The 14,885-nt window shown below is 37.3% G+C and carries 8 protein-coding genes; 7 read left to right on the top strand and 1 reads right to left on the bottom strand.

Annotated elements, in window-relative coordinates; translation table 11 throughout:
• Window positions 1-51 precede the first annotated feature (51 nt).
• Window positions 52-1,293 carry an NAD(P)/FAD-dependent oxidoreductase gene (locus ACSSV9_RS04350; RefSeq protein ID WP_437346007.1) on the top strand — a complete coding sequence of 414 codons (1,242 nt, stop codon included), beginning with the start codon at window positions 52-54 and terminating at the stop codon, window positions 1,291-1,293.
• Here the strand turns inward: ACSSV9_RS04350 and ACSSV9_RS04345 are convergent.
• Window positions 1,285-2,043 carry a nitrilase-related carbon-nitrogen hydrolase gene (locus tag ACSSV9_RS04345; RefSeq protein ID WP_437346006.1) on the bottom strand — a complete coding sequence of 253 codons (759 nt, stop codon included), beginning with the start codon at window positions 2,041-2,043 and terminating at the stop codon, window positions 1,285-1,287. The genes ACSSV9_RS04350 and ACSSV9_RS04345 overlap by 9 nt on opposite strands.
• 90 nt (window positions 2,044-2,133) lie before the next feature.
• On the opposite strand from ACSSV9_RS04345, the gene ACSSV9_RS04340 reads away from it, so the two are divergent.
• The 6 genes from ACSSV9_RS04340 to sov all read left to right on the top strand — a co-directional run bounded on the left by ACSSV9_RS04340 (window position 2,134) and on the right by sov (window position 14,873).
• Window positions 2,134-3,702: a spore maturation protein gene (locus ACSSV9_RS04340; protein WP_437346005.1), complete on the top strand. Its 1,569-nt coding sequence runs from the start codon at window positions 2,134-2,136 to the stop codon at window positions 3,700-3,702.
• 3 nt (window positions 3,703-3,705) lie between these two features.
• Window positions 3,706-4,665, top strand: a complete 960-nt coding sequence (locus ACSSV9_RS04335; protein WP_437346004.1) for a 2-hydroxyacid dehydrogenase — start codon at window positions 3,706-3,708, stop codon at window positions 4,663-4,665.
• Between the two features lie 55 nt (window positions 4,666-4,720).
• On the top strand, window positions 4,721-5,842 hold the full coding sequence (locus ACSSV9_RS04330) for an alanine dehydrogenase (RefSeq protein WP_437346003.1): 1,122 nt from the start codon (window positions 4,721-4,723) through the stop codon (window positions 5,840-5,842).
• A 14-nt stretch (window positions 5,843-5,856) separates the two neighbouring features.
• On the top strand, window positions 5,857-7,209 hold the full coding sequence (locus tag ACSSV9_RS04325; protein ID WP_437346002.1) for an acetyl-CoA hydrolase/transferase family protein: 1,353 nt from the start codon (window positions 5,857-5,859) through the stop codon (window positions 7,207-7,209).
• A complete protein-coding gene (locus ACSSV9_RS04320) occupies window positions 7,206-7,895 on the top strand; it encodes a metallophosphoesterase (RefSeq protein ID WP_437346001.1) in 690 nt (229 codons plus the stop codon). Before ACSSV9_RS04325 ends, ACSSV9_RS04320 begins: the two co-directional genes overlap by 4 nt.
• 264 nt (window positions 7,896-8,159) lie before the next feature.
• The gene (sov, locus tag ACSSV9_RS04315; protein ID WP_437346000.1) at window positions 8,160-14,873 is read left to right on the top strand and encodes a T9SS outer membrane translocon Sov/SprA; all 6,714 of its coding nucleotides are present in this window, start codon (window positions 8,160-8,162) and stop codon (window positions 14,871-14,873) included.
• Window positions 14,874-14,885: the final 12 nt, after the last annotated feature.

The following is a 14,885-nucleotide window of genomic DNA, read 5'->3' as shown; positions in this document are numbered from 1 at the left end:
TGAATTTTTTGTTGAACCATGATGTTAATTGTTGTAAACATCATGTGGGATATGGATAAAAAAATTATTATTGTGGGCGCAGGCTTTGCCGGAATTACTGCTGCAAAATCACTCAAGAATTCGGATCATGAAATTTTAATAATCGATAAGAATAATCACCATCTATTTCAACCTCTTTTATATCAAGTAGCAACATCTGCTCTATCTGCAGCAGATATTGCAGTGCCCATAAGAGAAATTGTCCGGGATTATAAAAATACAAGAGTTTTACTTTCTGAAGTCGTTGATATTAATTTTGATAAACAGATGGTTATTACGAAAAATGATTCCTATCAATATGATTATTTAATTCTTTCGCCTGGCTCAGTTAATAATTATTATGGACATAAAGAATGGGAGCATCTGGCACCAGGTTTAAAAACAATCAAAGACGCAATTAAAATAAGGGAAGGAATTCTTCGCTCTTTTGAAAAAGCAGAAACCATTAACGATCAACGCTTGAGAAAGAGATTAACCACTTTTGTCATAATTGGCGGAGGTCCAACTGGAGTAGAACTTGCTGGTGCAATTGCTGAAATCGCATTTAAAACATTATCAAAAAATTTTCGAAATTTCGACCCAAGAATTTCAAAAATTTATTTAATTGAAGCAGCTGACCGTCTATTGCCTTCATTCGAATCTAATTTAAGTCATAAAGCTCTTCTGGCATTAAAAAAATTGGGCGTTGAAGTTCTGTTAAATACAAAAGTAAAAAATATTTCACAAGAAGGCGTCCTCATTGATGATAGACTTATCGAATCTGAAAATATTATTTGGTCTGCTGGAAACAAGGTTAATAATCTTATTAACAAGATTGAAGCAGAAAAAGATAACTATGGTAGGGTATTTGTAAAAGCTGATTGTACACTAAAAAATTATTCCAATGTTTTTATTATTGGAGACGCTGCTCATTTTAACGACAGGGGAACTGTCTTACCAGCAATTGCTCCGGTTGCAATTCAACAGGCTAAATATGTCTCTGAAATTATAAAAAAGGAAATTCACCCAGATAAAAGAAGACCTTTTGTTTATAAAGATAAAGGGATTATGGCTACAATTGGAAAGGCTAAAGCCGTTGCCAGAATAGGTAAATTGAAAATTGATGGCTTCCTTGCCTGGGTTGTATGGGGAGCTGTACACATCGCTTATCTTATCCATTTTAGAAATAAATTTAGAGTAATTACAGAATGGATATGGCTTTATATTACAAATCGTCACGGAGTAAGACTTATTATTAACGAATCATCAGATTAAACAGATATCATCTCCAAACTTAAATTCATCTCTTACTTTTTTTATAAAATCAGTATCAATTTTTGTAACGATGATTTTCTCTTCGTCTTTTAATTCGGTTATTAAATTGCCCATCGGGTCATAAACGCTGGAATAACCATTATATTTATTATAAGGGTCGTTTCCTGTTCGATTTACTCCAATCATATAGCATTGATTTTCAATGGCTCTGGCTCTCAAGAGAATTCGCCAGTGTTCTATTCTATCGACGGGCCAATTAGCTATATCAATGCAGATTTCTGAGCCTTTCTTTCGCAGTAATCTGTATAACTCGGGAAATCTTAAATCGTAACAAATACTCAGGCCTGTACTTATTCCGCCGACTTTTGTCACTACTATTTCTTTGCCGCTGTTATAAAAATTGTTTTCTTTAGCGTGACTGAATAGATGAATTTTCCTGTATACGGCGGCAATCAAACCATTGCTAAAATGAATCGATGAATTGTAATAATTTGTGTTTTCCTTTTCGATAATTCCGCAAACTATATCCGACTTCAGTCTGTTCGATAAATCAATAAAGTATTTAAAAGATCGTCCGTCTATATCCTCTCCAAAATCTTTTTGTTTCATTGTAAAACCCGTTAACGTCATTTCTGGAAAAACGATCAGATCAAGATTCGTATTTATACTTGAAATAAGTGCTTCGATTTTTTCAATATTTTTTTCGACGTCTTCCCATTCCGGTGAATATTGAACTAAAGCTATTTTCATTTATTTCCCCTCAGGGTAAAAAAAATCCCTTTTTTGTTTATTAATTTATAATTTTGTCAAAAAAGAAATCAAATAATAAAATAAAACCGTATGCTCAATTATATCTGGCTTGGTCTTCTTTCAATCGGAATTGCTTCTGCACTGATTTACGATTTGTCTGATTTTCATAACAATAAATACATGAACGGAAAAGATTTACCTGCTTATTTCATCACCAATCAAAACAACGACGGAACAGGTGAACTGATAATTCCGAAAGAGAATTACGAAAAATTTTATAGAATAAAAATAAAGGATGAAATTAAAAATAGAATTACTTATAAACAGACAGATAGGAAAAATTCATACAACATAAGAATTACCGTTAATGAGGGCGATCCAGAATTATGGAAAGATATTGCTGCCGCAGATGGCGATGAAAATGATATTACAGGAAAACTTACATTCAAAAATAAGCAGGCTGCAGATACAGCCGAGGTATCTGTTCGATTAGAGGAAGTAAGTTTTCTTAAAATGAAGAACGTTACAAATGCTGCGATCGATTATGCATCGACAGCTGTGAATATCTCTCTGGGCTTGATTGGAATTATGGCTTTGTGGCTTGGCTTGATGAAAATTGCTTACGAAGCGGGATTAATTCGTAAAATATCACTATTAATAAAACCACTTACAAAGTTTCTTTTTCCCGAAGTGCCACCCGAGCATCCCGCAATCGGTTCGATAATAATGAACATATCGGCAAATATGCTCGGATTGGGCAATGCAGCAACGCCTTTCGGTCTGAAAGCAATGGAAGAACTCGATACTCTCAATAAAAATAAAGGAACAGCTACAAATGCCATGTGCATGTTTCTGGCAATCAATACTGCCGGACTGACTTTGATACCTGCAACTGCAATTGCAGTAAGGGCTGCTGCTGGAAGTAGTGAACCAGCAATAATAATTGGCACTTCATTTTTCGGTGCTTTATGCGCTACCATAGCTGGCATTACTACTGCAAAAATATTCGAGTATTTATCGAAAGGAAAAGTTGAAGCAGGGTCGTTTATCAAACCTCTGTCCTTGTTTCTATTATTAATTGGAATCGTTTTTATCCTGATAATAAATGGACTTTCGGCGGAGATGATAAAAGATATAATAAAAATTATATCAACTATTGCAATCCCGATAATAATTTTAGTGTTTATCGGTTACGGCATAATAAAGAAAGTAAAAATTTACGAAGTATTCGTAGAGGGTGCGAAAGAAGGGTTTAATATTGCAATAAAGATTATTCCTTATCTCGTTGCTATGCTTGTAGCAATCGGAATTTTTCGCGCAGGCGGAGCTCTCGATTTATTCGTGAAGTTGCTTTCGCCTTTGACCGATTTAATTGGCTTTCCAGCTGAAGCTTTGCCTATGGCGCTAATGCGTCCACTTTCAGGTAGTGGCTCGCTCGGTATTATGTCTGAAATTATTACTGTTCACGGTCCGGATTCGTTCATCGGAATATTGGTCTCTACAATTATGGGAAGTACCGAAACTACATTTTACGTTCTGGCGCTCTACTTCGGCTCGGTCAATATTAAAAGAGCCAGACATGCCGTCCTAGCAGGCGTTATCGCCGATATTGCAGGAATTCTTGGAGCACTCTTTATTGTTAAACTTTTGTTCGGATAGCTTATGCATAAAAAAATATTCATTACATCTGTACTCCCCGGTAAAATCGATAAGTATTTAAGGTCGAAAGGTTATTCGGTATCCGTTCACAATGGCAGCGAACCGATTACAAAAAACGAGCTTATAAAAAAAGCATCAAATGCCGATGGTATTATAACACTCCTTTCTAATAAAATAGATCATGAAGTCTTGGACGCTCTGGTTAAATGTAAGGTGATTGCAAATTATGCAGTCGGATACAATAATATCGACGTTCAATATGCTAAAATGAAAGGTATTTTTGTAACAAATACACCAGGTGTTTTAAGCGATGCAACTGCCGAGCTTACAATAAGTTTAATTTTAGCGTGCTCCCGACGCCTGATTGAAGCTGAAAAATTTATGCGTGATGGAAAATTTAAAGGATGGATGCCGGATCTGTTTTTGGGAACTGAGTTGAAAGGTAAAACTGTCGGTATAATTGGAGCAGGTGAAATTGGAACCGAAGTGGCCCGACGGATAAAAGCTTTCAAAACTAAAATCATCTATTTCAACAGATCGAAAAATACAATCATTGAAAACGAAATTAAAGGCAGAAAGGTAAGCCTCGACTATCTAATGAAAAATGCGGATATAATTTCCATTCACCTTCCTCTGACGGAAGAAACTTATCATCTAATAAATCGAGATAAATTGAGACTGATGAAAAAGAGTGCAATAATTGTGAATGTAGCACGGGGTGAAGTTATTGAAGAAAATTATTTGATAGAATTATTAAAGAAAAATAAAATTAGAGCTGCTGGTTTCGATGTATATGAAAACGAGCCAAATATTAATCCTGAATTGTTAAAATTGCAAAACGTAGTCTTACTACCTCACATTGGAAGTGCAACTAAAGAAACAAGAGAAGAAATGGCATTGCTCGCAGCGCGTAACGTTGAAGCTGTTTTAAACGGCAAAAGTCCGATTACGCCAGTCAATTGATTTGTGGAATGAATCGTAAATAACTATTTTTACTTACAATAAATAAAGAGAGCCTATGAGAATCGGAATACCGAAAGAAAAACATTACGAAGAAAAGAGGGTAGCTCTTGCACCTGCGGGCGTTAATACTCTGGTTAAATCCGGTCATACGGTATTTATCGAAACAGGTGCCGGTTTAGAAAGTCATTTTACCGATGAAGAATACAGGCAGGTAGGAGCAAATATTGTTTATTCTGTTGAAGAAGTTTATCAACGAGCTGATATGATTGTTAAAATAGCACCATTAACGGACGAAGAAGCCGATTTGTTAAAAGATGAACAGATAATTTTTTCATTCTTATACCTGGCTGTCAATAAAAAGAGTATTATCGAAAAATTATTGAAAAAGAAAATTGTGGCTATTGCGTATGAATTAATCGAAAAGGACGACCATTTGCCCGTACTTCAATCGATGAGCGAAATCGCAGGTCAATTGGCAGTGCAAGCAGGCGAACGATATCTTGGCAGCGATCATCCCATTGGTCGAGGTATCCTCTTAGGTGGAATCGCCGGCGTCGCACCTGCAGCAGTTGTAATTTTAGGTGCTGGTGTTGTCGGTTTTAATGCCGCCAGAACTGCTTATTCCCGAGGAGCTCATGTAATTGTTCTGGACAAAGATTTGAAAAGACTTCGAGCAATTAACGATCTGATTTCAAAAAGCATAACTACTGTAGCTGCAAATGAATATACAATTGCAAGGGGTGTGAAATTTGCAGATTTACTGATTGGAGCAGTTCAAATGAAAGCCGAAAAAGCCCCCCATTTAATTACCGAAGAAATGGTTAAAACGATGAAGAAAGGCTCGGTAATTGTGGATGTATCGATTGACCAGGGCGGGTGCGTCGAGACGAGCAGACCCACTTCAATTTCTGATCCCATCTACGTTATGCATGATGTTATTCATTATTGCGTTCCAAATATGCCAGCCTTTGTATCGAGATCGGCTTCATATGGTCTTACTAACGCTGCTATCGAATATATACTCGAAATTGCTGATAATGGTCTATCGAGAGCTCTGTTGAGCGATGCCGGACTTTCAAAGGGAGTTTGCACATATAACGGTTTTTGCTCGAACGAAAACATTGCTGATATCTATGGACTCGAGTACAGAAGATTACACATTTTCCCAACTAATTAAAAATTGGGTGCTTTATGACTTTAGAACAAATTAGTAAAAACAGGGCTTCCGGTGCTCCATGGATAAGCAAATATACATCTAAATTAGTTAGTGCAGAAGATGCAGTCAAAGTTATAAAAAGCCGGGATAAGATTATTATCCAACCTGGATGTGCTGCACCATTAAATCTGATTAATGCAATGGTCAAAAGAAAAGACGAATTATTCGACGTCGAAATTTATCATATCCTTGTAGTCGGAGATCTGCCTTATACAGAACCAGGTATGGAAAAGCATTTTAAACACAAGGCGTTTTTCATTGGTCATAATACAAGAAAAGCTGTAAATGAAGGCCGAGCTGAATTTATTCCTATCTTTCTTTCCGAAGTTACACTTCTCTTCAAAAGGGGAGTGATACAAGCCGATGTGGCCATGATACATGTTTCACCGCCTGACGAACACGGTTTTTGCAGTTACGGTATTGATGTCGGCAATATTAAAACTCCCGCCGAAAAAGCGAAAATCGTAATTGCCCAGGTTAACAAGCAAATGCCACGAGGACTTGGCAACAGTTTTATTCATATAAATAAGATCGATTATATAGTTGAAGTCGATGAGCCTCTGCAGGAGTTACCTCAGGTAGATCCAAACGCATCGCCAGAAGAACTCGAAATTTATGACAAAATTGGCCGAAATGTTGCAAGTCTAATTGAAGACGGTTCCACAATTCAAATGGGAATTGGGTCAATCCCAGATGCTGTATTGAGATATCTTCATGATAAAAATGACCTGGGCGTTCACACTGAAATGTTTTCTGATGGATTAATTGAATTAATTGAAGAAGGCGTAGTAAACGGCGAAAAGAAAACGCTTCATCATGGAAAAATAATTGCAGGCTTCGTGCTCGGCACAAAAAAATCGTATAGTTTTATTGACAATAATCCAATATTCGAATTCCATCCTCAGGAATACGTTAACGATCCTTTTTTGATAGCAAAGAATAATAAAATGGTAGCAATCAATTCCGCCATTGAAATTGACCTGACAGGTCAGGTATGTGCCGATAGTATCGGTACAAAATTATACAGTGGTATTGGAGGACAGGTTGATTTTGTGCGCGGTGCAGCTCGTTCAGAAGGAGGCAAACCAATTATAGCTCTTCCTGCTGCAACTGCAAATTTGAAATTTTCCAAGATCGTGCCCACTTTAAAAGAGGGTGCAGGAGTTGTAACGTCGAGAGGCGATGTTCATTACGTTGTTACCGAATACGGTATAGCCAATCTTTTTGGTAAGACAATTCAAGAAAGAGCACGCGCATTAATTGAAATTGCTCATCCTGCTTTCAGAGATGAATTAACCGAATTTGCCAAAAAAACTTATCATATATGATTGCAGTAATCGGTGATATCCACGGCTGTTTCTTTACTCTCAAAGCGCTCTACGAAAAGATTACCGAAAAGTATCCAGGTATTGATGTCTACACCGTAGGCGATCTCGTTGACAGAGGTAATTTTAGTTACGATGTAATTAAATTCGTAATTAAAAATAACATTAAAGTTACCCCCGGTAATCATGACTATATGTTTTATCATTTCTTCAAAGAACCGTCGAGTATATTTGCTCGTTCATGGTTTTTCAATGGTAACGAACCCACACTCCTTTCTTATGAAGATCATCAAAAAGAGATGTTCGAGCATATCGATTTTATCAAAGAAGCACCACTCTATTTCAATCTGGATGATTGTTTTATTTCTCATGCTGGTATTTCAAGTTACTACGAAAAATTCTTACCGCAGGATTTCAGAAACAATCTCGAATTGCTGGTACCTTTTATAAAAGCCGATATTAGTACCGACAGAGGAGTGATGTGGACTCGTGACCCGCTTCTAAACCTCGGTAAACTCCAGATTGTTGGTCATACAAAACAACCAGAAGTTACTTTTGTAGAAGATTCTAATGCTGTCTATATTGATACTGGAGCATGCGTAGGGAATAAACTGAGTGCGGTAATTGTCGATATGAGTAATATTATCGATACTATCGATGTGAAAACGGAATTGAAGGATATTATTTGATAGGGATTAGGGATTAGGGATTTGGGATTTGGGAGAGGGGAGTGGTAAAATATTTTTGAGAAAGATTGTTAAGTCAAAAAAAATTACTAATTTTGAGCGGGAAAAAGGGGAGGTATATAGATTATTATTCTACTATTCTCGTAACTAATTTGCAGGTTGAAAATCTATTCCAGTAATAAAAATATTCTGATTCGGGTAATAATCTTAATCACCTTAATTGGATTTGTAACAGCAGGACTCAAGTTAGCCTCCCCGAAAGGCAAATTGGTCAATCCATCCAATACATCTATTTTTCTAAAGTCATACTCCAATAACGAAACTCTTTTCATCCCCGATTCAACCGAAAAAGATGAAGGGGAACTAAGGCGAGACACAACAATAGCCAAATTATCACGAAGGGATTCTTTAATTCTTAAAGCTAAACAGGACTCTATAAGACGAATAGATTCATTGGCGGCCGACTCGACAGCACGCATTAAATATTTCAGCGCAAAAAGGGACGATTATTATGTAGTCCCGTTTAGACCCAAGAGGAAATTTCCATTATTTATTGAACCATCTCCTTCTGTTTTAAAACGGGTTGTAGAACTTGATTCTACAGGAACTAAAGTTTTGATTAAAGAATTAATAGGCGACGATGAATATAGAATACTTTTAGAAATGTCGCTTGAGGATTATATTAAACTGCGGCTTGCATCTATAACTGAAGACGAATGGGAAAAACTTGCATACAAATATGAACTTAAAGGGCAGAATAAAGATTTAAGCCAGTTAATTACCGATATAACAAACATTGAAATTCCTTTACCGAGCAAATCGTTATTCAGCATATTCGGACCCCCTAAAATAAACATTAAAATTGCGGGTGCAGTTGACATTCACGGCGCATGGCGTAATGAAACAACCGAAGGTATTACTACTTCTGCTCTCGGTAATACAAGGAATGAACCGGATTTCAGGCAGCAGGTACAAATTAATTTAAGTGGGACAATTGGCGATAAACTCAACATCGCAGCCGATTGGAATACAGAGCGTACTTTTCAATATGAAAACCAGTTGAAATTAAAATACACTGGTTATGAAGACGAAATTATTCAGAGTATTGAAGCTGGAAACGTGTCTCTCCAAACATCGCCTTTGATTGGGGGCAGCGAAGCTCTCTTTGGTATTAAAGCAAATTTCCAGTTAGGACCATTGAAACTCACTGCACTGGCATCACAGAAAAAGGGCGAAACTCAGGAGGTTTCCGTTAGTGGAGGTTCAAAATCTCAGGAGTTTCAAATTCATGCATACGATTATTCGCCGAACCATTTCTTCGTCCACGAAATTTACACCGATCCGAATCTAAATGTTTTTAATCGATACTTCAGCAAATTTGTGCCTGAAGTTATCGATTCTCTCAGAATTAAAGAAATTGAGGTCTGGAAAACTTATACAGGTTTATATAATCCGAATGAAAGAAAAGGTCATGCGTTTATTGATTTACGACCACGTAAAGCTAATGAAAAATATGACGATTTAAGAAATACAGTAGAGCAAACGATAAGCGGTGTCCAGGAAATTGGTGTCCGTTGGATTAAATTGCAGGAAAATGTTGATTACGAAATCCACCCCGAAACGGGTTTTATTAGTTTTAAAACTCAAATTCAACAACAAGAAGCAATTGCCGTAGCATTTCGTAGAGAAGGTACTACCGCTTCGCCTGACGATGATATTTACTACGGTGAATTTCTTAAAGATGTCGCTGCCGACAGTTCTGCTAATATTGTCCTTTTGCTCGTTAAACCTCCAAATCTTCAGCCGCAATTTAAAAAGGCATGGAAGCTTCAGTTAAAGAATATTTATGCAATCGGAGGAAGAGAGATTAACAAGGAAGGATTTAAACTCGATATTAAATATCAGTTTGAAGGAGGCGAAGCACAAAGCGATTACAACGGAATTAAGTTAATACAGGCATTTGGATTCGATAAAACGGACGAAAGCGGTACAGGTGGTCCCGACGGCGCTTTCGATTTTATACCGGGCAAAACTATAATAAAATCAACAGGCGAAATTATTTTCCCGGTTCTTGAACCTTTCGGTAACGATTTGCCTTCCGAATTGCCTTCCGATTTACGTTACGATGCTGTTTATGATACAACAGTTAACTTTGCTCGTCAGGATAGAGCCAAAGATAAATTTTTAGTTACAGGCGAATATACCGCTTCGGTAACATCTTCATACAATATCGGATTCAATGTTGTTGAAAATTCTGTAAAAGTTCTCTTAAACGGAAATGCATTGACTGAAGGCATCGATTATACTGTCGATTATAACATTGGTCAGGTTATTATTAGGAAACCGGAAGCCCTTGTGCCCGGTGCCGATCTAAAAATAACTTATGAACAGAACGATTTATTCCAGATGGCTTCCAAAACTCTCGTAGGATTGCGCGGCTTGTATGAAATCGACCGTAATACCTCGTTGGGATTTTCATTTCTGAATTTAAATCAACAGACACTTAGCGACAAAGTTAGAATAGGCGAAGAACCGCTGAACAATTCCATATTTGGACTCGATTTCAAAACGAGTCTCGATATGCCATTTCTCACAAAAGCAATTGATTATGTTATCCCGACCAGTACAATCTCCAAACTTACATTAAATGCCGAATATGCTTACATGAGTCCCGACCCAAATACGAAAAAAAGTTCGATAGAAAGCGACGAAGGCAAAAGTATTGCATATATTGATGATTTCGAAGGTGCAAAGAGAATAATTCCTCTCGGTATGCAATATGGAGCCTGGAAAGACATAAGTGTCCCAAATGGTCTGCCATTTATCGATGCATTACCAGAAAGAGAAAGGATGAATCATAAGGCTAAGGCTTACTGGTTCAATCGTACTCCTTCGGATGTTACAATTTATCATTTATATGGTAATCGAAAACAAGCAGCACCGGATCAAAGTCTAATTACAGCTCTCGATTTTGTTTATATTCCCGATAAGTCCGGATCTTATAACTGGAATCCCGACTTAAGCGACAAAAAGAAAAACTGGGCTGGCATGATGAAGCTTTTATCGACGACGGCTAATAATCTTATCGAAGAAAATATTGAGTTCATCGAATTTTGGGTTAAAATTGAGAACGCTCCGCCCAACTTAAAGTTGAATATCGATTTAGGTCAAATAAGCGAAGATATTATTCCAAATGGTCAGTTAGATACCGAAGACAAAAATTTCAATGATCTTATTGATGAAGGAGAAGACACAGGAATTGACGGCTGGATTGACGCACAGGAACCCAATTACGACTCTGCGACAAATCCCGATCCAAGCGGTGACAACTATTTCTTCCAGCTTACTCAAAATCCCGAATACACACAAATTAACGGAACACAGGGAAATGCAGTTTCAATTGATATTGGAAGATTGCCGGATTCTGAGGACCTCAACCATAATTTCACTTTGGACCGTGTAAACAGTTACTTCCGTTATGAAATTCCGTTAGACACAAACAGAGCCAATCCGTTCATTCAAGGAGGCGGAGATAATGCGGGCTGGTATCTCTTTCGTATACCTTTAAAAGATTACGTAGAAAAATACGGCGATCCAAGTTTCTCAGTTGTCGAAACCATTAGATTTTGGGTCTCAGGTACCGATAGTCCTGTCCATTTAAGATTTGCTGAAATGAATCTCGTTGGTAATCAATGGCAGAAAGTTCTTGAACCACCGCGTGTAACAAACGACGATACAGTTTTAACTGTTTCAGTAGTAAATGTGGAAGACAATCCTGAATATCATTCTCCTCCGGGTGTTCATCGTGAAAGAGACAGAAGTCAACCCGATTATGAGATTTTCAAAAATGAACAATCGCTGGAACTCGTAATAAAAAATCTGGAAGACGGCGATAAAAGAGAAGTTGTAAAATATCTTTATAAACCTCTCGATGTCTTTAATTATAAACAAATGAAATTATTCGTGCACGCCGATGAAAATGATATGCCGGGTAGTGTGACTTATTATGAAAGTCCCGAAAACTATTCCTCAGAAGTTTATATCAGATTTGGCTCCGACTCGTTAAACTTCTACGAGTACCGCCAGCCATTGAAGAGTGACAGCGATAACAGAAATTGGAATGAAGTGAAAATTTTATTCTCGGAACTTACTGCTATCAAACAAAGACGCGACAGTTCTAATATTAATAAAGTTTATAGAGTTCCCGTCGAGGGGAAAGAGGGACATACCTATGGGATCAGAGGTAATCCTACATTAACAAGAGTTTCTTTTTTTACAATTGGGATTATAAATCCAGCAGATAGAGGGACGCAGGGCGAGAAAATATCCGGCAGTGTCTGGATTAACGAATTGAGAGTGCTCGAAGCCGACGATACTCCCGGATGGGCTTATAGTGTTGCAGGTACTTTTGGCCTGGCAGATGTTATGAAAGTAAGTTTCAATGCAAGTCAAACAAACCCATATTTTCACAAATTGACTGATCGCTTTGGCAGTCGTAACGAAGCCATTTCTTGGGGAGTTTCAGTCGATTTTGATTTATTAAAACTTATTCCTCTAAATCTTGCAGGTAGTAACTTTAGAATTGTTTATTCCCGCAACGAAAGAAGACAGAATCCTCTTTTCAAACCGGGAACGGATATTAAAGTTTCCGAAGCTCAGAATCAATTAAGGCAAGCACTAATAGAACAAAACTGGGATAGCCAGGCAATCGATGATTCCATCAGCGAATTTATTAATTCGACAAGGACATACAGTTTTTCCGAATCTTGGACTTTATCAAATGTAAAATTCAAAGTGCCAACGGATATCTGGTATATCCGAGATTTAATTAATAACCTTACATTCAGTTTTAATTACAACAAAACAACAAATACATCTCCAACAATATTAACCAATAACAGCTGGCAATGGAACGGAAGTATATCATATTCCGTAAATTTAAGCCGTGAACTTTTCTTCCGTCCAGCCGATATCCCGATTATAGGAAGTATATTTGATTTACTGACCGATTACAAAGAAATGAAAGTTTATTTTTTGCCGCAGACAATCAGCGCAGGCATAAATACTACACGCAAACGAAATTATACCGTCAATAGAACACTTGCAACTCAACCAAATATTCAACGAGATTTTACGGCTTCGCGTAATGCAGGATTTACATGGGCAATTACGGAAGGTGGTCTACTAAATTTAAGTATGGCATACAACTTCGACGTTCAGTCTTCGCTGGCTTATTTGCTTCTAAAAGATAGTCTGTATGAACGTTCCGAAAGTGAAATCTGGCGGGATATTTTTAACGGTGAATTTTTTGGAAGAGATTTTAATTACAAGCAAAATTTTGATATCAGAACCAATCCTAAAATACCTACTTTCTGGGATTTGAACAGATATATTAATGTAAATGCATCATACGGAGTTTCATATAGCTGGATTTATAATTTCAATCAGGAAGAACTGGGACGTTCGGCAGGTTATTCCAATAGAATTTCTGCAGGGATGACAGTAAGGCTTAAATCGATTTTTGCCCCACTATTCCAGGAAAGCAACTCCAATCAAGCTGCTGCGCAACGAAATCAACCGTCGAAAGAAGCTCGGGGACGAGGAACAAGAAGAACAAATGAACAGCGTGGAGTTGACGTCGATAGACAAATTGCGCAGGATAATGCACTTAAAGATACGTCAACAGTTAAAGATTCTCTTATTTCTAATATAATGAACGAGACAGAACTTAACGAAACTCCAGGAACTTTTACAGTAGTACTCGAGTATTTGAAGCTCGGAATTAAATGGTTATTAATTGATTATGACCAGATTTCATTTAACTTTTCGCAATCAAGCAGCTATACAGGTGGTGGTTTGAAAGGAACTGGTACAGGATTCAATAATTTCTGGGGATTCAAACAATCTCCAACTAACGGTCCATCGAGGCTCTTTATGCTTGGATTCTCAAATGATATTGGTCCACGCTCGCCTTTCGGCAATTTAACAGATAATTATACACATAAAAATGATATTGATATGCGAACCTCGAGACCACTCTGGGAAGGTGCTCAACTCGATATAAGCTGGAAAGTAGGATGGGGAATTAATAAATCGATTAATTTCAAAACCGACGAAAATGGCTTTGCTTATGCAGAAGTTTACAATACAACTGGTACTTTGAACCGTTCATTTTTATTTATGCCATTCGGTTTCGGAAACGGAATTTCAAAAGTTCATGAACTCTATAATAAAAATTCCGAAAATCCTACTCAAAGTTTATCGGATGCGTTTGTACGGGGATTCGAAACCACATCAATATTGGGAAAAATTCCAGTTTTGTCGAAATTATTCAAATACATACCGCGACCGAACTGGAGTTTCTCGTGGACAGGCCTCGAAAAATACGAACTCCTGTCGTTTGCAAAAAGAATAACGATAAATCATGCGTATTCTTCCAATTACAGCGAAGGGTGGTTAATCAATCCCGACGGGATTCAGGAAATACAAACACAGAAAGTTGATTATTCATTTACTCCGTTATTGGGAATTACATTCCAATTTGATAATTTATGGGGCGGTTCGTTGCAAAGTACGATAAGATACACCACCAGAAATTCATACTCTCTCGGTTCTTCCACAAGAAATATTACCGAATCGTTTTCTCGTGATATTAATGTTTCTTTGAGTTATTCCAAGAGCGGTTTCGATTTACCATTATTCGGGATATCATTGAAAAACGACCTGGAAATTTCGATTACTTACACTAACGGACAAAATTCAACTGTGGTTTATAATATGGATAATTTCAAAGAAGAAGGGACACCTCAAGATGGTAAAGTAAACACAGTTCTCGAACCAAAGATTAAATATGTAATGAGTTCACGTGTTACATTGTCAATCTTTTACAGAAGGTCGACAATCGAGCCACAGGGTGCTTCACGTGTGCCTCCAACTACAACCAACGAAGCAGGTGTGGACGTAAGAATTGCTATTCAATAAAAAAGGATTTGA

Source organism: Melioribacter sulfuriphilus (genome assembly GCF_051488685.1).
Classification (GTDB): Bacteria; Bacteroidota; Ignavibacteria; order Ignavibacteriales; family Melioribacteraceae; genus Melioribacter.
The sequence above is the reverse complement of the archived record's forward strand: the minus strand, read 5'-3'. Positions and strand labels throughout refer to the sequence as shown.